This is a genomic window from Geobacter sp. (assembly GCF_030834625.1).
Lineage (GTDB): Bacteria > Desulfobacterota > Desulfuromonadia > Geobacterales > Geobacteraceae > Geobacter.
Genome location: NZ_JAUQXO010000064.1, coordinates 22,237 through 43,428, shown reverse-complemented (window position 1 = coordinate 43,428; position 21,192 = coordinate 22,237). Strand labels below are relative to the sequence as shown.

The following is a 21,192-nucleotide window of genomic DNA, read 5'->3' as shown; positions in this document are numbered from 1 at the left end:
CCAGCCCTGCGCAGCCTTATGATCTGGTTCCGCAAGGCCTCCTGCGCTTCTTGATTCAGTGTTCGTGCATCGATCTTTTCCATGCCCGAACGATATCACAAACCGGCTTTTTATGCACTATTTAATTGCCGTGGTAATATTATGGTAGTGGCCGAAAAATGTCAATATTTCTTGCTAATCCAGAGCATTATTGTATAATCTAACGGCAAGTAGAAGTTCTATTGGTGGTTTTAGGTGTTTTTTTCTTTAATGGCAGGTTATTGAGTCGATACTAATGACTCATTCACCTCAACAAAAAGAAAGTGGTACGAATCAATGATTATTAAAGTCGGTAACATTGTAAGTCACACCGGTGGGCTGGGATGGGGCGCCGGCAAGGTTCTGGAAGTAACATCAACCTTGGCGATGATCCAGTTCAGCGACGGAAAAAGCAGGAAAATTGCCGCATCTCACTACAGTACGTTGGAGCCAGCCGCCCCGGGCTCGTATTTGCCCCCCGTTGTGGCTCCTGTCGAGGCGAAACCCCCCCGAGCACCCAGGGCAACCAAAAAGAAAAAATAATCGTAAGAGTACTTCAATTAATTCAAAAGGCGGCCAATCGGCCGCCTTTCTTGTTTTCGCACAAATCGGCGATACAGTTTTGCCATGACGGAGAGCCTTACGGGCAGAAAGGGGTGATCACGGATGCTGCAGGTGCCGTTGCCGTTGCCCGAGTGGGCTCGTACAAGCGTGGACAGCTCCCGTGTGTTTACGGGGGATGCCGAGAAAATGGCCTTTACCGTCGGCCTTGCCCGCCGTAACGTGGAGCAGGGGATCGGAGGTCCGTTCGGTGCGGCGATATTCAATCGAGCAAGCGGCGAACTGGTCAGTGTGGGGGTGAACCTCGTGGTTGCCGCCATAAACTCTGTGCTGCATGCCGAAATGGTGGCAATCATGCTGGCCGAAGCGAAGCTTGAAAGCTTTACCCTGGCCGCCCGGGGGAGGTACGAACTCTTCACCTCCTGTGAGCCCTGCGCCATGTGCCTTGGGGGAATTCTCTGGAGTGGGGTGGAGAGGCTGGTGTGCGCTGCTGCCGCCGAAGACGCTCGGGAAATCGGATTCGACGAAGGCCCGGTTTTTCCGGAGTCATACCGCTACCTGGAGCAGCGGGGGATCGAGGTTGTCCGGGGGGTCATGGGGGATGAGGGGCGCGTCGTGCTGGAACTCTACCGGAGTCTCGGGGGTGTCCTGTATAACCGGATGTAGGGCGTTGCTTGGGGGCGGTGGCTGGAAGGGAAGCGTGAGGAAATCTACGCAGAGTCTCTCCATGATATCTTCCGACAGATCGAGTCGGAAAAGGTCCTGAAGAAGTAGGGGGCATTCTCACTCCCGGCCCTGTGCCTCCCGGTGGACGGCCAGGTGTCCCCACGACTGGTTGATTGACATCACCTCCAGGGTATTCACGTTCACGTGGGGGGGAAGCCCCGTCACCCAGGTGACGATGCCGGCAACGTCCGCGGCCGTCAGGGCCTGGGTGTCGGCGTAAACCTGGGCGGCCTTCGCTGCATCCCCCTTGAAGCGGACCATGGAGAATTCGGTTTCAGCCATCCCTGGTGCCAGGCAGGTGACCCGCACCTGTTTCCCCAGGAGGTCGGCCCGCAGGTTCCGGGAAAACTGCTCCACGAACGCCTTGGTGCCGCCGTAGACGTTGCCGCCGGGATAGGGCCAGGCCCCGGCCGTGGAGCCGATGTTGACGATGTGGCCCCGGTTGCGGGCCACCATCCCCGGCAGGATGAAGCGGGTGCAGTAGAGAAGCCCCTTGATGTTCGTGTCGACCATGATGTCCCAGTCGTCAAGGCTCATCTCGTGGGCCGGCTCCAGACCCAGGGCCAGCCCCGCGTTGTTGACAAGAATATCCACCTCCCGGAACTCCGCCGGGAGCCTCTCCACCGCCTCCTGCACCGCTTTCCGCCGCCGTACGTCGAGGGCGATGGCATGCACCGCCGTCTGCCGGGCCAGTTCTTTCCGGAGCGCCTGGAGCGGTTCTTCCCTCCGTGCCGCCAGCACCAGCCGATCCCCTTGCGCCGCGTAGAGCCGGGCGCAGGCCGCGCCGAACCCCGCCGACGCCCCAGTGATGAATACCGTTCTGTTCATGATTCCCCTTCCCTTTTTTCGTGAGCCGGAACGCATGAAGGCGGTCAGTTGCCCCCAAACTGGAAATGGAGGCCTGCCGAAAGCTCGAAATTGCTGGTGAGCCCGTCAAGGACAAAGCTGTGGTGAAAGTCACTCCGCAGGGCCAGCCAGTCGGTCAGCGAGTACTTGAGTCCGAATCCATAGCCCAGGTAGAGATGAGTCTGATCGTGTCTCTCCTTTGCATAATCCTCGGTGATGCCACCGAGGCCGGCCGCCACAAAGGGGACCAGCGGGTGTTCGGGCCTGAAGTTGTAGACCATGTCGGCACCGTAGCGGTAGACGGTGGCATAGATGACCGCCGGGTCATAGACCGTTTCCGTATAGGCGAACAGCAGTTCGGTACTGACGTTCCGCGTAATGTTATACCCACCCCGGAGTCCCGCCGTGAAGTCGGTGTCGAGGTGCTTCGCTTGGTGCGAAAAGGCGAGCATGCCATAAAATGGCGTGAGGGTGACGGCCCCTTGCCGGTTTTCTGCCATGGCCGGCGCGGCGCAGGCCGCAAGAATCAGGAAGGAGACTAAGACGTGTGTTTTCATCATGTTCACCTCCGGTTCAGTGTGTGAACATCGTACCCCGTGAGCGCTGTCTGTCAAGGCAGGGGCCGGGCTCTCCATAGCGATACTCCTTGCTGCTCTGTTCCGCTTTCCCCCATAATGGACACCATGCTCCTCATTCACCCCCCCGTTGCCAAACCCAGCGAGCCGCCGGCCGGCATCGCCCGACTCGCCGGGGCGCTCCAGTCCCATGGCCTCCCGTGCCGGGTGCTCGACGCCAACCTGGAAGGACTTCTCTGGCTCATGGAACAGCCGTCGCTTGCGTCCGACACCTGGACCCGCCGGGCCGTGAAGGGGCGGGCCGGCCACCTGGCCGCGCTGCGGGACCTGCAGACCTACCGCTCCCCTGACCGCTACGGCCGGGCGGTCAGGGACCTGAACCGCCTCCTGGCCGTGGCGGGGAAAGAGAAGGGCGCCACGGTGGGGCTTGCGGACTATCAGCAGGTGCACCTCTTGCCGGTCTCCAGCGCCGACCTGCTCCGGGCGGCGGAGGAGCCGGAGCGAAACCCCTTCCATCCCTGGTTCAGCAGGCGTCTTCCCGAAGTGCTGGAGGGCGTTCGGGTCGTGGGCCTTTCCCTCAACTACCTGAGCCAGGCGGTCAGCACCTTTGCCCTGATCGGCTTCATACGGCAGCGGTATCCGGGCCTGACGATGGTGCTCGGCGGCGGACTCGTGACCTCATGGATGCAGCGCCCCGGCTGGCAGAACCCCTTCGGCGGACTTGTGGACCATCTGGTGGCCGGGCCGGGGGAAGAACCCCTCTTTGCCCTCCTCGGCGCTACGGCGAAGCCCCGGCAGCCGGCGTTGCCAGCCTACGATCTCCTGCCGCTTGACGACTACCTATCCCCCGGCCTCATCCTCCCCTACAGCGCCGCCAGCGGCTGCTGGTGGAACCGCTGCTCCTTCTGCCCGGAACGGGCCGAGGGTAACCCGTACCGTCCCGTTCCGGCCTCCCAGGCCCTGACCGAGTTGCGGACCCTGGCTGACCGTTACCGGCCGTCCCTCATTCATCTCCTGGACAACGCCGTCAGTCCTCTCCTCCTGCGCGGTCTTGCGGACACCCCGCCCGGCGCGCCATGGTACGGCTTCGCCCGGATCGACGCAAACCTGGCCGACCCGGATTTCTGTCGGGCCCTGAAGCGCTCGGGGTGCGTCATGCTCAAGCTGGGGCTGGAGTCGGGGGATCAGGGGGTCCTGGACCGGCTCCACAAGGGAATCGACCTGGGAACGGCGGCGCGGGTGCTGGAAAACCTGCGGCTGGCGGGAATCGCCGTCTACGGTTACCTCCTTTTCGGCACCCCGGCCGAGGCGGAGGAGGATGCCCGGCGGACCCTGGAGTTCGTGGTCCGCCACCGGGAGGCCATCACCTTCCTCAACCTGGCGGTCTTCAACATGCCCGCCTTCGGCGACGAAGCGGTTGAACACGGGACCGAACCGTTCTACGGGGGGGACCTCCCCCTCTACACCGGGTTCCGTCACCCCCGGGGATGGGGCCGCAGAGAGGTGCGGCGATTCCTGGACCGGGAGTTCACCCGCCACCCCGCCGTGACGGCAATTCTGCGCCGCGACCCGCCCCTTTTCACTTCCAATCACGCTCCGTTTTTTGCCGGAAGGTGAAACAGGAGGATCCTGTTTCCTTGACGGCGGATATCGATGGGGGTATCGTTGTACAAATCGTCATCGATGGGGAGGGTGAGATGGAGGCCGTAAAGATTTCTCCAAAATTCCAGGTTGTAATCCCGCGCGAAGTCCGGGAGAAGCTTCACCTTACTCCTGGCCAGAAGATGCAGGTTGTCGCCTATGGCAACCGTATCGAGCTGATTCCGGAGAAGGAGATATCCGAGATGCGGGGATTCCTGAAGGGCATAGAGACCTCGGTCGAGCGGGAGCCGGATCGCCTATGAACGTTGTCGACTCATCCGGTTGGCTCGAATTTTTCGCGGACGGACCCAATGCCGGCGAGTTTGCGGTTCCCCTCGCGGACAAGGCGTCGCTCGTCGTGCCTTCCATCACCATTTACGAGGTGTTCAAGGTCGTCTGTCGCCAGCGTGGAGAAGATGCCGCGCTGCAGGCCGCGGCGCTGATGCAGCAGGGAAGAGTCGTTGAGCTTTCGTCGTCCCTGGCGATGGTTGCGGCAAAAACGAGCCTTGAGCTGGCGCTCCCCATGGCGGACAGCATCATCCTTGCCACGGCCCGTCTCCATCATGGGGTCCTCTGGACCCAGGACGAGCATTTCAACGGCTTGTCCGGTGTGCAGTATTTTCCGAAACGTCAGCGGGAGTAACAAACCCATGCCCCACCGCACCCACCCCTTCAGCACCCTGACCCCAGCTTTCATCATGGACGCCGTGGAGAGCCAGGGGTTTGCGTGCGACTGCCGCACCCTGGCCCTGAACAGCTACGAGAACCGGGTCTACCAGGTGGGGGTCGAAGAGGGGGAGCCCCTGGTGGCCAAGTTCTACCGTCCCGGCCGCTGGACCGACGACCAGATCATGGAGGAGCACGATTTCTGCGCCGAGCTGGCCGAGCATGAGCTCCCCGTGGTGGCCCCCTGGCGCAACGCCGACGGCCAAAGCCTTTTCTTCCACAACGGCTTCCGCTTTGCCCTCTACCCCCGCCAGGGGGGGCGGGCCCCGGAGTTCGACAACCTTGACAACCTCCTTATTCTGGGGAGGATGCTGGGGCGGATGCACCGCATCGGCGCCGTAAGCCCCTTCACGCACCGCCCCACCCTCGACAGCCGGAGCTTCGGCCACGAGAGTGTGGCACTGATCCGCGACAGCTTTATCCCCCCCGAGCTTCGGGAGAGCTACACGGCGGTGACCGGCCTGCTCCTGGAGGCCGTTGACGCACTGATCGCTGAGGCAGGGCCGGTCCGCTACCTGCGGACCCACGGCGACTGCCACGCCGGGAACATCCTCTGGCGCGACGAAGCCCCCCACTTCGTGGACTTCGACGACGCCCGCATGGCCCCGGCGGTGCAGGACCTCTGGATGATGCTCTCCGGCGACCGCCCTCGCAAGCTCGCCCAGCTGGGCGCGCTGCTGGAAGGGTACACGGAGTTCAACGATTTCGACCCCCGGGAGTTGCGGCTGATGGAACCCCTGCGGGCCCTGCGGATTCTCCACTACAGCGCCTGGGTCGCCCGCCGCTGGGAAGACCCCATCTTTCCCGCCACCTTTCCCTGGTTCAACACCCCCCGCTACTGGAACGACCACATCATCGAGCTGCGGGAGCAGGTGGCGACCCTGGCGGAGCCCCCCCTGGAGCTCCCCTGAACCATCCCTTTGGGGTGTCGCCTGTTGTGACATCATGGATTGTGTGCTACAAGAAAATATGTCTTGAACTTCCTGATTTGTATACGGAAATGGGGGAGTGAAAATCTGCCGACAAGAGGAAACGTATTGCCATGAAACTACTGGACGGAAAAAAGTGCGCCGAGAGCCTGGTTGCCGACATAGCCAGGAAGGTGGCGGGATATGAAGAGTCAGGCCTCAGGAAACCGCACATGACGGTCATTCTCGTGGGGGAGCACGCCCCCAGCGAGTCCTACGTGAAGTCCAAGATCAGGTCGTGCGAGAGCGCCGGGTTCGAGGGGACGCTCCTGCGGTTCCCGGATACCATCAAGGAGGCGGAGCTCCTGGAGAAGATCCGCGAGATCAACGCCGACCAGACCACCGACGGCCTCATCGTACAGCTGCCCCTTCCCCGGCACATCAACCAGCAGCACATAATCAACGCCATTGACCCCGAGAAGGACATCGACGGGTTCCACCCCACGAACTTCGGCCGCATGACCCTGGGGCAGAAGGCGTTCCGCCCCGCCACCGCCTACGGCATCTGCAAGCTCCTCCAGTTCTACGAGATCCCGGTCTGGGGGAAGCACTGCGTGGTCATCGGCCGGTCGAACATCGTGGGGAAGCCCATCTCCATCATGCTTTCCAACGACTTCGACATCGGCAACGCCACCGTGACCCTGACCCATATCGAGACTCCCCGGGAGCTCCTGCTGGACGAGACGCGCCGGGCCGACATCGTCATCGTGGCCGTCGGCATCCCCGGCTTTGTCACCGAGGACATGGTGAAGGAGGGGGTTGTCGTCATCGATGTGGGTATCAACCGCCTGGAGGATGGCAAGATCGTGGGGGATGTGGACTTCGAGAACGTGAAGAAGAAGTGCTCCTGGATCACCCCGGTTCCCGGCGGCGTCGGCCGGATGACGGTTGCCGCCCTCATGATCAACACCCTCATGGCCTACCAGAACAATTTCGACCTGGTCTGAGAATGCCCGGCGTTGCCCACGCCGGCACTTTTCTGTGACATTTCCCCCGAACGGCGGCCCCTGGCCGCCGTTTTTTTGTAGGGTGCCCCTGCCGGGCCGGTTGCGAACGACGCGAAGGGCGGTAAGGTATAGGGGCACGACATCACGGTCACAGGGTGGTGACCCATGGAATGGTTACGCGGTGTACGATGGTCCGGCGTTCGCTCCTTCCTCGCTTCATTGCTGGTGGCGTTCTCTCTTATGTCCGTCCCTGTGGCGGCCCACACGGAGGAGCAACTCCACGAGCACGGCCGCTCCGGCACGGATGCAGGAGTGGGTGACGCCGCAACGGTTGGCCTCTCCGAACGGCTGGGGGAGAAGATTCCCCTCGACCTCACGTTCCGGGACGAAACCGGCTCGCCGGTCCGCCTGAAAGACCTGGTGACCGTCCCGACCATCATCCTTCCCGTCTACTACAGCTGCACCAACGTTTGCAATTTCCTCCAGGGGGGGCTGGCCAGTGTCCTGCCGGAGGTTCGCCGGAAGCCGGGAGAGGAGTACCGGGTCATCTCGGTCAGCTTCGACGAAACCGAAACGCCGGCGCTGGCCGGCCGGTACAAGCGGACCTACCTGAACTCCATGAACGCTCCTTTCCCGGAGGACGGGTGGCGCTTTCTGACCGGAGAGCCTGAAAACATCCGCCGGCTGACCGATGCGGCCGGGTTCCGGTTCGAGCGCCGGGGAAGGGATTTCATCCACCCGGTGGCGAGTATCATTGTTACCCGGGACGGGACCATCGTCCGCTACCTCTACGGCACGACCTTTCTTCCCAAGGACCTCACCCTGGCCCTGCTGGAGGCCCGGGACGGAAAGGTCGGGACGACGATCCGCAAGATGGTGGGGTACTGCTTCACCTTCGACCCGAAGTCGAAGACCTACGTCTTCAACCTGCTGCGGGTGAGCGCCACGATCGTCATCATATGCACGGGGGCCTTTCTCGCCTTCCTGTTTCTGACCGGGAAAAAGCGCCTGGGACCTCCCCGAGGAAACCATGGAACCGACTGACCTGACCCCGCCCCCTGCCGGCAGCTTCTGGAACGACACCGGCAGGAGCGGCATCACCTCCTGGATCTTCTCCACCGACCACAAGCGGATCGGCCTTCTCTACTTCTATTCGGTGTTCGGCTTTTTCCTTGTCGGAGTGCTGCTGGGCCTCCTGATCCGCATCGAGCTGATGGCGCCGGGGCGGACCATCATGGGCCCCCAGGCCTACAACGCCCTCTTCACCGTCCACGGGGTGGTGATGGTTTTCCTCTTCATCATCCCCGGTTTCCAGGGCTCTTTCGGCAACCTGGTCATGCCGATCCAGATCGGCGCCCGGGACGTGGCTTTTCCCCGCCTGAACCTCTTTTCGTGGTGGCTCTACATGGCCGGTGCGGTGATCATCCTCACGTCGCTCTTCACCGGCGGCGGCCCCCCCGACACCGGCTGGACCTTCTACGTCCCCTTCAGCGAGAGAACCGGGACAAATGTCTCCCTGGCGGTGTTCGGCGTCTTCATCGTGGGCTTCTCTTCCATCATTACCGGCGTCAATTTCGTCACCACCATCCACCGCCTGCGGGCCGAGGGGATGACCTGGGGCCGGCTGCCGCTCTTTGTCTGGTCCCTCTATGCCACCGCCTGGGTGCAGATCCTGGCGACCCCCATCCTCGGCATCACCCTGGTGCTCATCATGGCCGAACGGATCCTGGGAACCGGCCTCTTCGACCCGTCCCGCGGCGGCGACCCCCTCATGTACCAGCACCTGTTCTGGATCTATTCCCACCCCGCGGTCTACATCATGATCCTGCCGGCCATGGGGGTGATATCCGACATTATTCCGGTCTTCGCCCGCAAGCCTATCTTCGGCTACAGGATGATAGTGTTTTCCAGTCTTGCCATTGCCGCGGCCGGGTCCCTGGTCTGGGGACATCACATGTTCACCAGCGGCATGAGCGATACCGCGATCCTGGTCTTCTCCTTCCTTACCTTCATCGTCGCCATCCCGTCGGCCATCAAGGTCTTCAACTGGGTATCCACCCTCTACAGGGGGTCCATCTCCCTGGAGGCTCCCATGCTCTTCGCCCTCTCCTTCATCCTGCTTTTCTCCATCGGCGGACTGACGGGGCTGATCCTCGGCGCGGCCGCCACCGACATCCATGTCCACGACACCCATTTCGTGGTGGGGCACTTCCACTACGTCATCTTCGGTGGCTCCGGTTTCGCCTTCTTCGGCGCCATGCACTACTGGCTCCCCAAGTTCTATGGCCGCCGCTACGCCGAAAAGCCGGCGGTGATCGCCTGGGCGCTCATGTTCGTCGGCTTCAACATCCTCTACTTCTCCATGATGGTGCTGGGTTTGAAGGGGATGCCGCGGCGCTACTACGATTACCTCCCCGAATTCGCCCCCCTCAACCTGACATCCACCATCGGGAGCTGGATCCTGGCCGCCGGGCTGGTGCTGCTTCTGGTGAACCTGTTCCGCGGTCTGCGCCACGGGGAACGGGTCGGGAGCAATCCATGGGGAGGGGCAACCCTGGAATGGTCCATCCCGACGCCGCCGCCCACGGAGAATTTTGCAGAGGAGCCGGTGGTCACCCACGGCCCCTATGATTTCAGGGGGGCGGGGATTCCATGAGCCATACTCCGCCCAAAGACCATGCCGGCGCCAAGCTCGGCATGTGGCTCTTTCTCTTCACCGAACTGCTCCTGTTCGGGGGGCTCTTCCTCCTCTACGGGGCCTACTTCGCCCGTTACCCCCGCGAGTTTGCCGCAGCGGGGCGGGAGATGCACCTTGGGTTCGGCACGGTCAATACAATCATCCTCATCACCAGCAGCCTGATGGCGGCCATGGCGGTCACCGCCATCCAGCGGAGCGGGCGCCGGCTGGCCGTGTACCTGTTGGGGGGTACCGTCCTCTGCGGGGCCATTTTCCTCTTCAACAAATACCTGGAATGGAGCGCCGAGTTCAGCCGCGGCATTTATCCCGGCTCACCCCTGCTGGCAACGGTGCCGCCGGGGGAATCGGTCTTCTACAGCCTCTACTACGTGACCGTCGGCCTCCATGGCCTCCATGTGCTGATCGGTGGGGCGCTGCTGACGGTGGTGGCGGTGCGGGTCGGGCGGGGAACGATACACGTCGGGGATTTCGCATGGCTGGAGAACGGTGCCCTTTACTGGCACCTGGTGGACCTGGTCTGGATCTTCATCTTTCCGCTCTATTACCTGGTCCTGTAGGGGGGCACCGAAAAGGATGGACATGTCTTCCGAACGTGCCGACAACCACATCATAGGTTATGGAACGCTGACGGTAGTCTGGGTCGCACTGCTGGTCCTCACCGCCCTGACGGTCTGGGTCTCCCGCCACACCCCGGGGATAGGCCATGTCTGGGGCTCCCTCGCCATCGCCGCCGCCAAGGGGGGGCTGGTGATCGCCTTTTTCATGCACATGCGCTACGAGGGGAGGCTTCTGCGCTGGCTGCTGTTCTTGGCCCTGGTTACCCTGGTGATTTTCATCGGCCTGACCTTTTTCGACGTTCTCTACCGATAAGGATCTGTCGTGGACCCGAACCTCCTTACCACAACACGCGCAGTAGACCCGGTCTTCATGTTCATCTTCGGGATCAGCCTGGTGCTCCTCGTGGGGATCACCGCGACCATGGTGGGGTTCGTCATCCGTTACCGCCGCTCCCGGTCACCGGAGCCCACCTCCCAGGCGGCGGGCAATATCTGGCTCGAAATTGTCTGGACGGCCCTCCCCACCATTATCGTCATGGCGATGTTCTACTACGGATGGGCCGGCTACCTGGCGCTCCGCAACGTGCCGAAGGATGCCCTGGAGGTGACGGCCACGGCCCGCATGTGGTCGTGGACCTTCACCTACGCCAACGGCAAGACCAGCCCGAAACTCTACGTCCCCGTCGGAAAGCCGGTTCTGGTGAATCTCGTCTCCACGGACGTGCTCCACGGCTTCTATATCCCCGCGTTCCGGGTCAAGCGCGACGTAGTCCCGGGAATGAAGAACCACGTCTGGTTCATGGCAGACAAACCCGGCCCCTATGATCTTTTTTGCTCCGTCTACTGCGGTACCGGCCACTCGGCCATGATCACCACCGTTGAGGCAGTTCCCGAGGCGGAGTTCCAGACGTGGCTCGCGGGTCGGGAGGAAGTGGAGAAGGGGACGGGGCGGGGAAGGGAACTGCTGGAGAAGAACGGCTGCCTCGGCTGCCATTCCCTGGACGGGACGCGAAAGGTTGGCCCCACCTTCAAGGGGATCTGGGGGCGGAACGTGACGGTGGTGACCGGCGGCGCCGAACGGACCGCCACCGTGGACGAGGCCTACCTGAAGCGCTCCCTCCGCGAACCGGCGGCCGACGTGGCCACGGGGTACCCGCCGGTCATGCCTCCCTATCCAGCCCTTTCCGACAAGGAGATCGGGGATATCGTGGACTTTCTGAAGGAGCTCAAGTGATCCGGGGGGCCGGCCGGCTGCTTCGACTCCGGCTCGCGATGCTGAACGGCATCGCGGCGGCGGCGGGGTGCCTCCTCGCCCCGGAGAGAGGGGAGAATCACCTCCTGGCGGCTACGTGGGGAGGTGTGGCGCTTCTAGCCGCGGGGGGATCGGCCCTCAATCAGGTGATCGAGCGGGAGCTGGACGGCCTCATGGAGCGGACCCGGCATCGTCCCCTCCCCAAGGGGGACCTGTCGCCCCTGGCAGCCACGGCCGTTGGGGGGCTCTGCATCGCCGCCGGCCTTCTGCTGCTCGGCTGGGTGGGCGGCCTTCTCCCCCCCTTTCTCGGTGCCGGAGCCTTGGCTTGGTACCTGGGGGTGTACACCCCCCTCAAACGCCGCACCTCCCTCGCCCTCCTGGCAGGTGCCGTGAGCGGGGCGATCCCGCCGGTAATCGGCTGGGCGGTCACCGGCGGGAGCCCCGCCGATTACCGGATCGTGCTCCTGGCGGGGCTCCTCTATCTCTGGCAGATCCCCCACTTCTGGCTCCTCCAGTGCCGCCACGCCGAAGACTATCGGCGGGCCGGCATCCCGCTCTTCGCTCCCGGCGTGACGGCCGGCGCCCGCTCTCCCGTGTTCGGGGTCTGGATCGGGGCGCTCGTGGCGGGGGCGCTCCTGCTGCCGGCCTTCGGCATCGTCGGAAGCGGCGCAGCTCCGTTTTTTCTCGCCTTCTCCCTCCTCCTGGCTCTCCTTGCGGCGTCCCGTGCCGACGCTCCCCTCTTTTCCAGCCTCAGCCTGTTCCCGCTTCTGATCGCCCTGGCCCTTTTCATTCAGCGGTGAACCCCGTCATCCCCTGACCGGGAAAAAGAAAAACCGCGAAACGGATATCCTGTTTCGCGGTTTCATGGCTCTCGGTTGCGCGGCGTCAGGCGCTCCGTTCCCCGTCCCCGGCCCGGGGGAGCGACCAGTTGTAGCGGATGGCGAGGAGGCGCACGACGATGACCGTCGTGGCGGCTGCGAGAAGCGACCAGGTCCGGGGGAAGGAGACCCGGTCCAGCAGGTAGAGGAGGGCAGCGCCGGCGATGCAGGCCGAGGCGTACACCTCCTTCCGCAGCACCAGGGGGACCTGGGTGGAGAGAACGTCGCGGATCATCCCCCCGGCGGTGGCGGTCATCACCCCCATCATCACTGAGCCCACGAACCCCATCTTGAATGCGAGGGCCTTTCCCGTGCCGATGACCACGAAGGTGCCGAGCCCCACGGCGTCGAAGTAGAGGAGGGGGTGCTGGAGAAACTCCAGGTGCCGGTGAAAGAGAAAGATCGCCAGGGAAACGGCGATGGAGAGGTAGAGGTAGGTCTCGTCCTTGAAGATGAAGGGGGGTGTGTCACCCAGGAACAGGTCGCGCAGGGTGCCGCCCCCTGTGGCGGTGACCAGGCCGAGCATGAGCACGCCGAAGAGGTCCATATCGCGGCGGATGCCGGCCCAGGCGCCCGAAGCGGCGAAAGCGGCGGTACCGAGCAGGTCGAGGGCATAGAGCAGGTTCATGGGGGGTCTCCTTTCGCCGAGAGCTTACCTGCTCGCCAAAAGGAACGCAATGCGAAGTTTGTGTGGTTCGTGGCTCAGGGGATTGCGCTCTCCCGGGCTTTCATTCATTATGTTTTGATGATCGTGCAACCTCCCGACGGCGGCGCCGGATGCCCCGCAGGGTGAAGAACCCTCCGATGGCCGTCAGGATCCAGATGGTTGCCGTAACGATTATTTCACTCGTGGTCATGGTTTTCCTCCAGTCGTCCGCGGATGCGCGTCAGGGAGGAAGGTAGCACTGCGGGGCGTTGGTGGCATTGATGCAGGTCAAGGAAGGGAAGGGGAGTGGGGGATGTGGTGCCAACAATGACTGATGGGGGAACGGTCGCGCCCCTGCGGGTGTTGGAGCTCTTTTGCGGAATCGGCGGGTTCGCCGCCGCGGTCAGGGGGGCAAACGTGCGGGTGGTGGGTGCCTTCGACCAGGATTCGGCGGCCCTGGCCACCTACCGGCTCAACTTCCCCGATCACGGGGCCCGCCAGGTGGATCTGGAACGGGTGAGTGCCTGGGAGCTGACGGCGGGGGGCATCGACCTCTGGTGGCTCTCTCCCCCCTGCCAGCCCTACTGCGAGCGGGGGGCCCACCGGGACCTGACCGATCCCCGCGCCCGGAGCCTTGTCCATATCCTGGAACTCCTGGGGCGGATTCCGGCCGATCTCCTCCCCCGCCACCTGGCCCTGGAGAACGTGGCCGGGTTTGTGGGCTCAGAGGCCCACGGCCGGCTCACGGAAGTCCTGGCATCCCGCGGCTTCCAGGTGCAGGAGCGGCTCCTCTGCCCCACGGAGCTGGGGATCCCGGCGCGGCGTCCCCGGTACTACCTGGTGGCCTCCCGCGATGAATTGCGTCCGGTCGCCCCTCCCGAAATCCGCTCCCTTCGCCCGCTGGACGACTACCTGGACCGGAGGTTCGCAAACCGGGTGCCCGCCGAGCTGCTCCTTTCTCCCGACGTCGTTGCCCGTTTCGGCGAGGCGCTTCCCATCATTGATTCTGCCGACAGCTCCGCCTGTGCCACCTGCTTCACCGCCGGGTACGGGAGGTCCATAACCTCTGCCGGATCCTATCTGCGCTGCGCCGACGGCGTGCGCCACTTCTCCCCGGAAGAGATCGCCCGGCTCATGGCGTTTCCGGAAGGATTCCGGTTCTCTGACGGAATCGCGCTCCGGAAGCGGTGGCACCTGGTCGGCAACAGCCTGGCGGTGGGGGCTGTACGGGAGATGCTCCGGGCGTTTCCCTCCCTTGTGCTGTCACCGGATACCGCCGCTGAAAATCCGTCCATCCCCACTGAAAACATGATATAACCCGGCACGTTGCTATTATACTCGGCGTTCTGCCAGCCCCAGGAGCCATCCATGTCCGACACCCTGATTTCCCGTACCCCCTCGGCCTACGACTATCCCCTGCTGATCAAGAACCTCCTCTTCTCCCCCGTGGTGGACAACCCGGACCAGGAGATCGTCTACCGAAACCTTTACCGCGGCACCTACCGCACCCTGCGGGAGCGGGTCCGGCGCCTGGCAAACGCCCTGACGGGGCTGGGGGTGAAGCCCGGCGACACCGTGGCGGTCATGGACTGGGACAGCCACCGCTATCTGGAGCTCTTCTTCGCCGTGCCGATGATCGGCGCGGTGCTCCATACCATCAACGTCCGGCTCTCGCCGGAGCAGATCCTCTACACCATCGACCATGCCGAGGACGATATCCTCCTGGTGAACAGCGAATTCCTCCCGACCCTGGAGCAGATAAGGGGGAGGCTTGATGCGGTGAAGGGGTATGTGCTCCTTACCGACGAAGAGAAGACGCCTGAAACCACCATCCCCTTCTGCGGGGAGTACGAAGCGCTTCTGGCAGCGGCATCGTCGGAATTTGCATTCCCCGATTTCGACGAGAACACCCGGGCCACCACCTTCTACACCACCGGCACCACCGGCATGCCCAAGGGGGTCTACTTCAGCCACCGCCAGTTGGTCCTCCACACCTTCGGCGTCATGACGGTGCTGAGTACGGCGGTGGGGCACGGCACGTTCCGTCGCACCGATGTCTACATGCCCATCACCCCCATGTTCCACGTCCATGCCTGGGGGGTTCCTTACGTGGCTACCATGCTGGGGGTAAAGCAGGTCTATCCCGGCCGCTACGTGCCGGACCACCTGCTGGAGCTCATCGAGCGGGAGAGGGTGACCTTCTCCCACTGCGTTCCCACCATCCTCCACATGCTCCTGAAGCATCCCCACGCCGATCGGCTCGATCTGTCGGGGTGGAAGGTGATCATCGGTGGCGCGGCCATGTCCCGGGTCCTCTGCCTGGAGGCGCTGCGGCGCGGCATCGACGTCTTCACCGGCTACGGCATGTCCGAAACCTGCCCCATCCTCTCAATATCCCATCTGACGCCGGAGATGCTGGAGCTTCCCCCGGAGGAGCAGACGACGATCCGCTGCAAAACCGGTCTGGCCCTGCCGCTGGTGGATCTGCGGGTGGTGGGCGCCGATCTTCGGGAGTTACCCCGGGACGGCGTGAGCAGCGGCGAAATCGTGGTTCGTGCCCCCTGGCTGACCCAGGGGTACCTGAAGGACCACAAGGCCTCGGAGCGCCTCTGGGAGGGGGGGTACCTCCATACCGGCGACGTGGCGGTCCGCGATGAGCTGGGGTACGTGCGGATCACTGACCGGACCAAGGATGTCATCAAGGTGGCGGGGGAGTGGGTCTCCTCCCTGGAGTTGGAGGACATCATCGCCCATCACCCGGCCGTGGCCGAGGTGGCGGTCATCGGTCAGCCCGACGAGAAGTGGGGGGAGCGCCCCCTGGCCCTGGTGGTCGCCAGGCCCGGAGAAGCAGGCCGGGTAACAGAGAAGGATCTTCTTCACCATGTGCGGGAGTACGCCGACAAGGGGGTCGTCAGCAAACAGGTGGTCCTCGCCCGGGTCCACCTCGTGGAGGTCATCGACAAGACCAGCGTCGGCAAGACCAACAAGGTCGCCCTGCGGGAAAAGTACCTGTAGCCTTGCCGGCTGCGGGATGGAGAAACCATGAGCAACAAAAGCAGTATCCGCCGCCAGCGCTGGGTTATTTTCTCGGTGCTGGCGCTGATGTATATTCTCGTCTATTTCTACCGGGTTTCCCTGGCGGTCGTTGCCGGGGACATCTCCCGGGAACTGCGGCTTACCCCCCAGCAGCTTGGCTCCCTCTCGGGGATACTCTTTTACGTCTATGCCGTTGCCCAGTTGCCGCTGGGACCCATGATCGACCGGCTGGGGAGCCGCCTGGTCATCAGCGGCTGCGGTGTGCTGACCACCATGGGGGGCCTCCTCTTTTCCCAGGCGGACAGCCTTGCCATGGCCATGGCGGCCCGGGTGCTGATCGGTATCGGCACCGCCTCGGTGCTCATGGCCACCTTCACCATCTTCAGCCACTGGTTCTCCAAGCAGGAGTTCGGCCGGGTCTCCGGCTTCATGGTGGCCATCGGCAACCTGGGGAACCTGTCGGCCACGGCCCCCCTGGCCCTGGCGGTGGCTGCCATTGGCTGGCGCTCCTCGTTCCTGGTGATCGGCCTCCTCCAGGCGGTGGTGACGGTGCTGGTTTTTGGCATGGTCAGAGACCGCCCCCCCGTGGCCGATGGGGGGGATGCCGCGGACGCCGCCAAGCCCGCCGGCATGCTGGGTGCCTGGGGGGAGATCTTCGGCAATCCCCATTTCTGGCTCCTGGGTCTGATCTCTTTCTTCTGGTATGGCAACTATCTGGCCCTCCAGGGGTTGTGGGGCGGCCCCTATCTGATGGAGGTGATGCACCTCTCCCGGGCCGCCACCGGCCAGATGCTCATGTTCACCTCCCTGGGGTTCATCGCCGGGAGCATGGTGATCGACACCATCGCCCGCCGTCTCTTCCGATCCTACAAAAAAACCCTCCTGACGGGACAGGTGGTGCTCCTGGTGCTCATGTCCGGCTTTCTGGGGACGGCCGAGGCGCTCCCCCTACCACTTCTGGCGGCCGGGTTCTTCGCCGTGGGACTGGCGGTCTCCAGCGGCGTGATGATCTACCCCATCATCCGCTCCATGTTCTCCGTGCGGATCGTGGGGACGGCCCTCACCTCCATCAACTTCTTCGTCCTGATGGGGGCGGCCGTGACCCAGCAGCTCATGGGGGTGATCGTCGGCTCCTACGGGCGCGGGGCAGCGGGAGCCTCTCCCGCGGCCTACCATGCCGCCTTTCTCTTTCCGGTGGTGGGGCTGGCCGTTGCCATCGTGGCGTTTCTGTTTGCGCGGGATTATTCGGAGAAGGGGTAGTGGCGCGGTGGGGACGCGAGGTTTCCGGGTCGGCGGGAGAGTGTTTTTCCGGCAGCGAACGAGAAAAGACCCGCCATGTTCGGCGGGCCTCGGTTTTATCACATCTGTTTCACCCTTTTCAGGGTCATTCCGGGGCGGTGATGCCTCCGGACAGGTGTTGCGTCAGATTGTATTCGGGAGTAGCTTCCTCTATAACGGTGCCCTCCTTGCGGTGACAGTCTGTTGCAGGTAGCGCTACCTGGTTTTACTATACCGTCGGAAAGATACTCTGCATAGACTGTTATAAAAAAAATTTCCGTGTATAATGGTAAATTGTGTCAAAGGCAGCGGGAGTCCGCTGCCTTTTTTCGTGGGATCTCGTCCAGGATGGCGGCGAAGGCCCGGACGGTTCTGGTTTTCTTGAGCTGCTTGAGGGTCTTTGCCAGGTCGGGGTCGTCCATGGTGGCAAGTACCCCCTTGATCTTCCCCAGGATCTGCGTGTCGCCGCAGAAGACCCCGCAGTAGCTCGTCAAAAGCTCCCCCAGATACCGGCGCAGCATTTCCTGCCGTTCATTCCGGTCGGGCTCCGCGCCGGCCCTTCCCCTGATCCGTTCGAACAGGAGCGGATCGGCAATGGCTCCTCTCCCCAGCATCAGCCCGGCAGCGCCGGTCTCCCGCAGAACCCGCAGGCCGTCGGCGGCGGTGCGGATATCGCCGTTGGCGATGACCGGCAGGCGGGTCTGCTGAACCACCCGTGCGGTGACGGCATGGTCCGCCCGGCCGGTGTACTCCTGCACCACCGTCCGGGGATGGAGCACGAGAAAATCGACCCCCGTCTCCTCGAACAGGGGGAGAAGGCCGGTGACCTGGCCGGGATCGTCGTAGCCGGCCCGCAGCTTGACGGAAAAAGTCCCGGCGATGGCTCGGCGCAGGGCGGGGATGAGCTCTTCCAGCACTTCGGGGCGCCGCAGCATACCCCCGCCGGTGAGGCCGGAGGTCATCCGCCCGTAGGGACAGCCGAGATTCAGGTTGATGTGGACGGCCCCGGCTTCCTGGGCAGCCTGGGCTGCGTCCACCAGGGCCTCCCGGTCGTGGCCAATGAGCTGCACCACCAGGGGGACACCCTCCTCCGCTGCAGCCACCTCCCGCAGGTCCCCCGCCCTGATCGGTTGCCGCGACCCCCGGGGATTGACCCGCATGAACTCGGTGAAGACCGTGTCGGGCCGCACCCAGTCGATGAGCAGGGCGCGCAGGGCCCGGTTGGTCAACCCCTGCATGGGGGCCAGCATCAGGGGGGTATGGCCTGTTGGCCAGGGGAGCGGGGGGGGAGCTCCGGTCCTTCCGTCTGTCATTGCGTCTCCTCTTTGGGGTGTCAGGTGGTCCTATACCATGAATTTGCAGGGAACACGAACCCTTCGATCGTGGCCTCCCGATTGCCGTTTCGTGTCCGTCAGGTATACTGATTCCACAATTCCGGGCAGTGTGCCCGTTTAACGGATTACGTCCACGGTACGGCGCCGGAATGTCATCGGGAGGTTTCATGGGTACAGGTTCCGAACTGCTGGAGAAGGAAGAGCTGGTGACCCTTGTGGAGTGCGGCCGCGAACTGGCGGCAGAGGTGGGTCTCACAACCCTCCTCAAGACCATTCTCGACAAGGCGAGCGTCCTGACCGACTCCCCCGATGCCAGCGTCATCCTCCACAGCGAGAAGCGGGGCACGCTCTACTTTGCCCATGCCGTTGGCGATGACGCCGACCTCCTCCTGAAGCAGTGGGGGGAGTCGGCCGAGCAGGGAATTCCCCTGCGCAGCAAGGCGGGGGAGGTCTTCAGCACCGGAAGGTCCCTGGTGGAGAACGCCCTGGCAGACGACGCGAGCCACTTCAAGGGGGTTGACGGCGACACGAAGCGGCCCACCGCCTCCATGATCTGCGTCCCCCTCACCGTGGCCGGCAGACCCATGGGGGTCGTCCAGATTCTCAACAAGCGCAGCGGCGGCTATACGGACCGGGACCGCGTCCTCCTGGAGCATTTCGCCGCCCAGGCCGCCGTCGCCATCCGTAACGCGCGGCTCATCGAAGAGCTCCTGGCCCACATGGGATTCTATGCATCCCGTGACGATACCCGGGGGCCGACGGAGCTCATCGACGAGCTCAACAGTCCCGCCCACCGGGAAACCATCACGATCCTCTTTGCCGACATGCGCGGCTTCACCCAGCTCTGCCAGATCTTCGGCAGCCCCGAGGATACCCAGCGGATCCTCAATGATTTCCTTGCCATGCTCGCCGAGGCCGTCTTTGCCCACCGGGGGATCGTCAACAAGTTTCTCGGTGACGGTGTCCTCGCCTTTTTTCGGGGAGAGGAGCAGGCCCTCAATGCGGTCAGGTGCGCGTTTACGATGCTGGCCAATTTCGGCGGCATGCGGGACGCCTGGGACGCCCAGACGAACGCTCCCCTCGGTTTTCTCGATGTGGGGGTCGGGATCGCCACCGACACGGTCATTCTCGGTTGCGTCGGGAGCGAGCGGGCAAAGGAGTTCACCGCCATCGGCGTCGGGGTCATCCTGGCGGCCAACCTCATGTCCCACGCGCGCAACGGCAGGCGCATCCTGGTGGACAAGAGGACCTTCAATGCCGTGCGGCAGGCGGTGGCGGAGTACGAGGGGCCGGAGCAGTTCGAGCTCAAGAAGCCGGGCGAAACCACCGGAAACCTCTTCGAACGCTATCTGGTAAAAAGCCTCGCTGCAGGGAGCGGTGTGGCAATGCCGGCCATCCCCATTGCCCCGAAGACAGGGGGAGGGGAGGTCTTTATCAGCTACAGCCACAAGGACGGGGAGTGGCTCACGAGACTCAAGACCCACCTGAAACCCTACATTCACGGCGAGACTCTTGCCGTCTGGGACGACACGAAGATCAAGCCGGGTGAGCGCTGGAGAGATGAGATCACCGCCGCCCTCGAGCATGCCACGGTTGCCGTGGTTCTCGTCAGCCCGAATTTTCTGGAGTCCGACTTCATCGCCTCCAGCGAGTTGCCCCCTCTGCTGGCGGCGGCTCGGGAGCGGGGACTGACGATCCTCTGGGTCCCCCTCTCTTTCAGTTCCTACGACGAGACGGAGATCCGCGACTACCAGGCGGCCATCAACCCCGACCGCCCCATCGACACCTTGAGCAAGGCCGAACAGAACAAGGCATGGGTAAAGGTCTGCAAACGGATCAAGGAGGCCGTGCAGGGATGAGGGGAGGGGAGTGCCGAGCTTGTGACGACAAAGGCGGCCGATGGCCGCCTTTGCTGTTTCCGTGCGTAGGTATTGTGGGTGATTCTAGAGGATTTCCACCAGCGAGAATTCGTAGGTGAGGTCTTCGCCCGCCAGGGGATGGTTGGCGTCGAAGGTGACACTGTCGTCGGTCACCTCCACCACGGCGACCCCGATCTCTTCCTCGTCGTCGTTGGCGAGAACCAGCTCCTGCCCCACTTCGGGAATCAGGTCTTCGGGGAGGTCGCTCTTGGGTACCGAGAAGACCTTCTCCTCGTCGTACTCGCCGAAGGCGTCTTCAGCGGGGATCGTGACGGTCTTCTTGTCGCCGGGAGCCATGCCGATCAGGGCCTCTTCAACCTGCTCGAAGAACTCTCCCCCGCCGATGGTCAGCTCCATGGGGCCGGTTTCGCAGCCGCAGTCTTCGTCTTCGCAGCATTCGTCGGTCTCGCATCCGCATTCGTCGCTATCGCACCCCTCTGCCTCGAGGGTGCTGTCGAAAACCGTTCCATCTTGGAGCTTGCCGGTAAAATCGATTTTCACCCGGTCGCCCTTCTGTGCCTGTTTCATTACTTAGTCCTTCCGTACTCTTGTGATATATCCGGCCCATGACCGATTTCACCATCGT

Annotated in this window: 22 protein-coding genes; 16 read left to right on the top strand and 6 right to left on the bottom strand. The window is 63.4% G+C overall.

Translation table 11 applies throughout. The features are described 5' to 3' along the window. Nucleotides 1–684 precede the first annotated feature (684 nt). Nucleotides 685–1,245 (top strand): nucleoside deaminase, encoded by a 561-nt coding sequence (locus RCH91_RS15175; RefSeq protein WP_373694399.1) that lies wholly within the window; start codon nucleotides 685–687, stop codon nucleotides 1,243–1,245. 117 nt (nucleotides 1,246–1,362) lie between these two features. Here RCH91_RS15175 and RCH91_RS15170 read toward each other — a convergent pair whose 3' ends face one another. Both RCH91_RS15170 and RCH91_RS15165 read right to left on the bottom strand, forming a co-directional pair. After that, nucleotides 1,363–2,133, bottom strand: coding sequence for an SDR family oxidoreductase (locus tag RCH91_RS15170; protein WP_306535822.1), 771 nt, complete (start codon nucleotides 2,131–2,133; stop codon nucleotides 1,363–1,365). Nucleotides 2,134–2,177: 44 nt separating this feature from the next. Beyond that, complete coding sequence (locus RCH91_RS15165) at nucleotides 2,178–2,711, bottom strand: outer membrane beta-barrel protein (protein WP_306535821.1); 534 nt, start codon at nucleotides 2,709–2,711, stop codon at nucleotides 2,178–2,180. Between the two features lie 123 nt (nucleotides 2,712–2,834). Here RCH91_RS15165 and RCH91_RS15160 point away from each other — a divergent pair, with 123 nt between their 5' ends. From RCH91_RS15160 to RCH91_RS15110, 11 genes are all read left to right on the top strand, one after another. Then, nucleotides 2,835–4,343 (top strand): radical SAM protein, encoded by a 1,509-nt coding sequence (locus RCH91_RS15160; protein ID WP_306535820.1) that lies wholly within the window; start codon nucleotides 2,835–2,837, stop codon nucleotides 4,341–4,343. Between the two features lie 80 nt (nucleotides 4,344–4,423). After that, nucleotides 4,424–4,630 carry an AbrB/MazE/SpoVT family DNA-binding domain-containing protein gene (locus RCH91_RS15155; RefSeq protein ID WP_373694401.1) on the top strand — a complete coding sequence of 69 codons (207 nt, stop codon included), beginning with the start codon at nucleotides 4,424–4,426 and terminating at the stop codon, nucleotides 4,628–4,630. Next, nucleotides 4,627–5,010: a type II toxin-antitoxin system VapC family toxin gene (locus RCH91_RS15150; protein WP_306535818.1), complete on the top strand. Its 384-nt coding sequence runs from the start codon at nucleotides 4,627–4,629 to the stop codon at nucleotides 5,008–5,010. Before RCH91_RS15155 ends, RCH91_RS15150 begins: the two co-directional genes overlap by 4 nt. Before the next feature lie 7 nt (nucleotides 5,011–5,017). Beyond that, the gene (locus RCH91_RS15145) at nucleotides 5,018–6,004 is read left to right on the top strand and encodes a serine/threonine protein kinase (RefSeq protein WP_306535817.1); all 987 of its coding nucleotides are present in this window, start codon (nucleotides 5,018–5,020) and stop codon (nucleotides 6,002–6,004) included. Between the two features lie 131 nt (nucleotides 6,005–6,135). After that, nucleotides 6,136–7,008 carry a bifunctional 5,10-methylenetetrahydrofolate dehydrogenase/5,10-methenyltetrahydrofolate cyclohydrolase gene (locus RCH91_RS15140; RefSeq protein WP_306535816.1) on the top strand — a complete coding sequence of 291 codons (873 nt, stop codon included), beginning with the start codon at nucleotides 6,136–6,138 and terminating at the stop codon, nucleotides 7,006–7,008. Nucleotides 7,009–7,173: 165 nt separating this feature from the next. Continuing rightward, on the top strand, nucleotides 7,174–8,052 hold the full coding sequence (locus RCH91_RS15135; protein WP_306535815.1) for an SCO family protein: 879 nt from the start codon (nucleotides 7,174–7,176) through the stop codon (nucleotides 8,050–8,052). After that, complete coding sequence (ctaD, locus tag RCH91_RS15130; RefSeq protein ID WP_306535814.1) at nucleotides 8,039–9,664, top strand: cytochrome c oxidase subunit I; 1,626 nt, start codon at nucleotides 8,039–8,041, stop codon at nucleotides 9,662–9,664. The genes RCH91_RS15135 and ctaD overlap by 14 nt, the downstream gene beginning before the upstream one ends. Next, the gene (locus tag RCH91_RS15125; RefSeq protein WP_306535813.1) at nucleotides 9,661–10,263 is read left to right on the top strand and encodes a cytochrome c oxidase subunit 3; all 603 of its coding nucleotides are present in this window, start codon (nucleotides 9,661–9,663) and stop codon (nucleotides 10,261–10,263) included. Before ctaD ends, RCH91_RS15125 begins: the two co-directional genes overlap by 4 nt. Before the next feature lie 22 nt (nucleotides 10,264–10,285). Beyond that, nucleotides 10,286–10,576 (top strand): cytochrome C oxidase subunit IV family protein, encoded by a 291-nt coding sequence (locus tag RCH91_RS15120; RefSeq protein ID WP_306535812.1) that lies wholly within the window; start codon nucleotides 10,286–10,288, stop codon nucleotides 10,574–10,576. Between the two features lie 9 nt (nucleotides 10,577–10,585). After that, nucleotides 10,586–11,497, top strand: coding sequence for a cytochrome c oxidase subunit II (coxB, locus tag RCH91_RS15115; protein WP_306535811.1), 912 nt, complete (start codon nucleotides 10,586–10,588; stop codon nucleotides 11,495–11,497). Further along, complete coding sequence (locus tag RCH91_RS15110) at nucleotides 11,494–12,315, top strand: protoheme IX farnesyltransferase (RefSeq protein WP_306535810.1); 822 nt, start codon at nucleotides 11,494–11,496, stop codon at nucleotides 12,313–12,315. Before coxB ends, RCH91_RS15110 begins: the two co-directional genes overlap by 4 nt. 85 nt (nucleotides 12,316–12,400) lie before the next feature. On the opposite strand, the gene RCH91_RS15105 is transcribed toward RCH91_RS15110, so the two are convergent. Both RCH91_RS15105 and RCH91_RS15100 read right to left on the bottom strand, forming a co-directional pair. Beyond that, nucleotides 12,401–13,021, bottom strand: coding sequence for a trimeric intracellular cation channel family protein (locus tag RCH91_RS15105; RefSeq protein WP_306535809.1), 621 nt, complete (start codon nucleotides 13,019–13,021; stop codon nucleotides 12,401–12,403). A 100-nt stretch (nucleotides 13,022–13,121) separates the two neighbouring features. Continuing rightward, nucleotides 13,122–13,250 (bottom strand): hypothetical protein, encoded by a 129-nt coding sequence (locus RCH91_RS15100; RefSeq protein WP_306535808.1) that lies wholly within the window; start codon nucleotides 13,248–13,250, stop codon nucleotides 13,122–13,124. A gap of 116 nt (nucleotides 13,251–13,366) precedes the next feature. On the opposite strand from RCH91_RS15100, the gene RCH91_RS15095 reads away from it, so the two are divergent. From RCH91_RS15095 to RCH91_RS15085, 3 genes are read left to right on the top strand one after another with little or no spacing between them, the layout of a single operon-like run. Continuing rightward, on the top strand, nucleotides 13,367–14,356 hold the full coding sequence (locus tag RCH91_RS15095; RefSeq protein WP_306535824.1) for a DNA cytosine methyltransferase: 990 nt from the start codon (nucleotides 13,367–13,369) through the stop codon (nucleotides 14,354–14,356). Nucleotides 14,357–14,407: 51 nt separating this feature from the next. Next, nucleotides 14,408–16,054, top strand: a complete 1,647-nt coding sequence (locus RCH91_RS15090) for a fatty acid--CoA ligase (RefSeq protein ID WP_306535807.1) — start codon at nucleotides 14,408–14,410, stop codon at nucleotides 16,052–16,054. Between the two features lie 27 nt (nucleotides 16,055–16,081). Beyond that, on the top strand, nucleotides 16,082–17,335 hold the full coding sequence (locus RCH91_RS15085) for an MFS transporter (RefSeq protein ID WP_306535806.1): 1,254 nt from the start codon (nucleotides 16,082–16,084) through the stop codon (nucleotides 17,333–17,335). Between the two features lie 317 nt (nucleotides 17,336–17,652). Here the strand turns inward: RCH91_RS15085 and RCH91_RS15080 are convergent, their stop codons facing one another. After that, nucleotides 17,653–18,603, bottom strand: a complete 951-nt coding sequence (locus RCH91_RS15080) for a tRNA dihydrouridine synthase (protein ID WP_373694400.1) — start codon at nucleotides 18,601–18,603, stop codon at nucleotides 17,653–17,655. A gap of 251 nt (nucleotides 18,604–18,854) precedes the next feature. On the opposite strand from RCH91_RS15080, the gene RCH91_RS15075 reads away from it, so the two are divergent. Continuing rightward, nucleotides 18,855–20,546 (top strand): GAF domain-containing protein, encoded by a 1,692-nt coding sequence (locus tag RCH91_RS15075; protein WP_306535804.1) that lies wholly within the window; start codon nucleotides 18,855–18,857, stop codon nucleotides 20,544–20,546. An 84-nt stretch (nucleotides 20,547–20,630) separates the two neighbouring features. Here RCH91_RS15075 and RCH91_RS15070 read toward each other — a convergent pair whose 3' ends face one another. Further along, on the bottom strand, nucleotides 20,631–21,134 hold the full coding sequence (locus RCH91_RS15070) for a peptidylprolyl isomerase (RefSeq protein WP_306535803.1): 504 nt from the start codon (nucleotides 21,132–21,134) through the stop codon (nucleotides 20,631–20,633). Between the last annotated feature and the right edge of the window lie 58 nt (nucleotides 21,135–21,192).

Coding starts and splice junctions, on each gene's coding strand:
- RCH91_RS15175 (WP_373694399.1), top strand. CDS start 685: ATGCTGCAGGTGCCGTTGCCGTTGCCCGAGTGGGCTCGTACAAGCGTG.
- RCH91_RS15170 (WP_306535822.1), bottom strand. CDS start 2,133: ATGAACAGAACGGTATTCATCACTGGGGCGTCGGCGGGGTTCGGCGCG.
- RCH91_RS15165 (WP_306535821.1), bottom strand. CDS start 2,711: ATGATGAAAACACACGTCTTAGTCTCCTTCCTGATTCTTGCGGCCTGC.
- RCH91_RS15160 (WP_306535820.1), top strand. CDS start 2,835: ATGCTCCTCATTCACCCCCCCGTTGCCAAACCCAGCGAGCCGCCGGCC.
- RCH91_RS15155 (WP_373694401.1), top strand. CDS start 4,424: ATGGAGGCCGTAAAGATTTCTCCAAAATTCCAGGTTGTAATCCCGCGC.
- RCH91_RS15150 (WP_306535818.1), top strand. CDS start 4,627: ATGAACGTTGTCGACTCATCCGGTTGGCTCGAATTTTTCGCGGACGGA.
- RCH91_RS15145 (WP_306535817.1), top strand. CDS start 5,018: ATGCCCCACCGCACCCACCCCTTCAGCACCCTGACCCCAGCTTTCATC.
- RCH91_RS15140 (WP_306535816.1), top strand. CDS start 6,136: ATGAAACTACTGGACGGAAAAAAGTGCGCCGAGAGCCTGGTTGCCGAC.
- RCH91_RS15135 (WP_306535815.1), top strand. CDS start 7,174: ATGGAATGGTTACGCGGTGTACGATGGTCCGGCGTTCGCTCCTTCCTC.
- ctaD (WP_306535814.1), top strand. CDS start 8,039: ATGGAACCGACTGACCTGACCCCGCCCCCTGCCGGCAGCTTCTGGAAC.
- RCH91_RS15125 (WP_306535813.1), top strand. CDS start 9,661: ATGAGCCATACTCCGCCCAAAGACCATGCCGGCGCCAAGCTCGGCATG.
- RCH91_RS15120 (WP_306535812.1), top strand. CDS start 10,286: ATGTCTTCCGAACGTGCCGACAACCACATCATAGGTTATGGAACGCTG.
- RCH91_RS15105 (WP_306535809.1), bottom strand. CDS start 13,021: ATGAACCTGCTCTATGCCCTCGACCTGCTCGGTACCGCCGCTTTCGCC.
- RCH91_RS15100 (WP_306535808.1), bottom strand. CDS start 13,250: ATGACCACGAGTGAAATAATCGTTACGGCAACCATCTGGATCCTGACG.
- RCH91_RS15095 (WP_306535824.1), top strand. CDS start 13,367: ATGACTGATGGGGGAACGGTCGCGCCCCTGCGGGTGTTGGAGCTCTTT.
- RCH91_RS15090 (WP_306535807.1), top strand. CDS start 14,408: ATGTCCGACACCCTGATTTCCCGTACCCCCTCGGCCTACGACTATCCC.
- RCH91_RS15085 (WP_306535806.1), top strand. CDS start 16,082: ATGAGCAACAAAAGCAGTATCCGCCGCCAGCGCTGGGTTATTTTCTCG.
- RCH91_RS15080 (WP_373694400.1), bottom strand. CDS start 18,603: ATGCTGGCCCCCATGCAGGGGTTGACCAACCGGGCCCTGCGCGCCCTG.
- RCH91_RS15075 (WP_306535804.1), top strand. CDS start 18,855: ATGGGTACAGGTTCCGAACTGCTGGAGAAGGAAGAGCTGGTGACCCTT.
- RCH91_RS15070 (WP_306535803.1), bottom strand. CDS start 21,134: ATGAAACAGGCACAGAAGGGCGACCGGGTGAAAATCGATTTTACCGGC.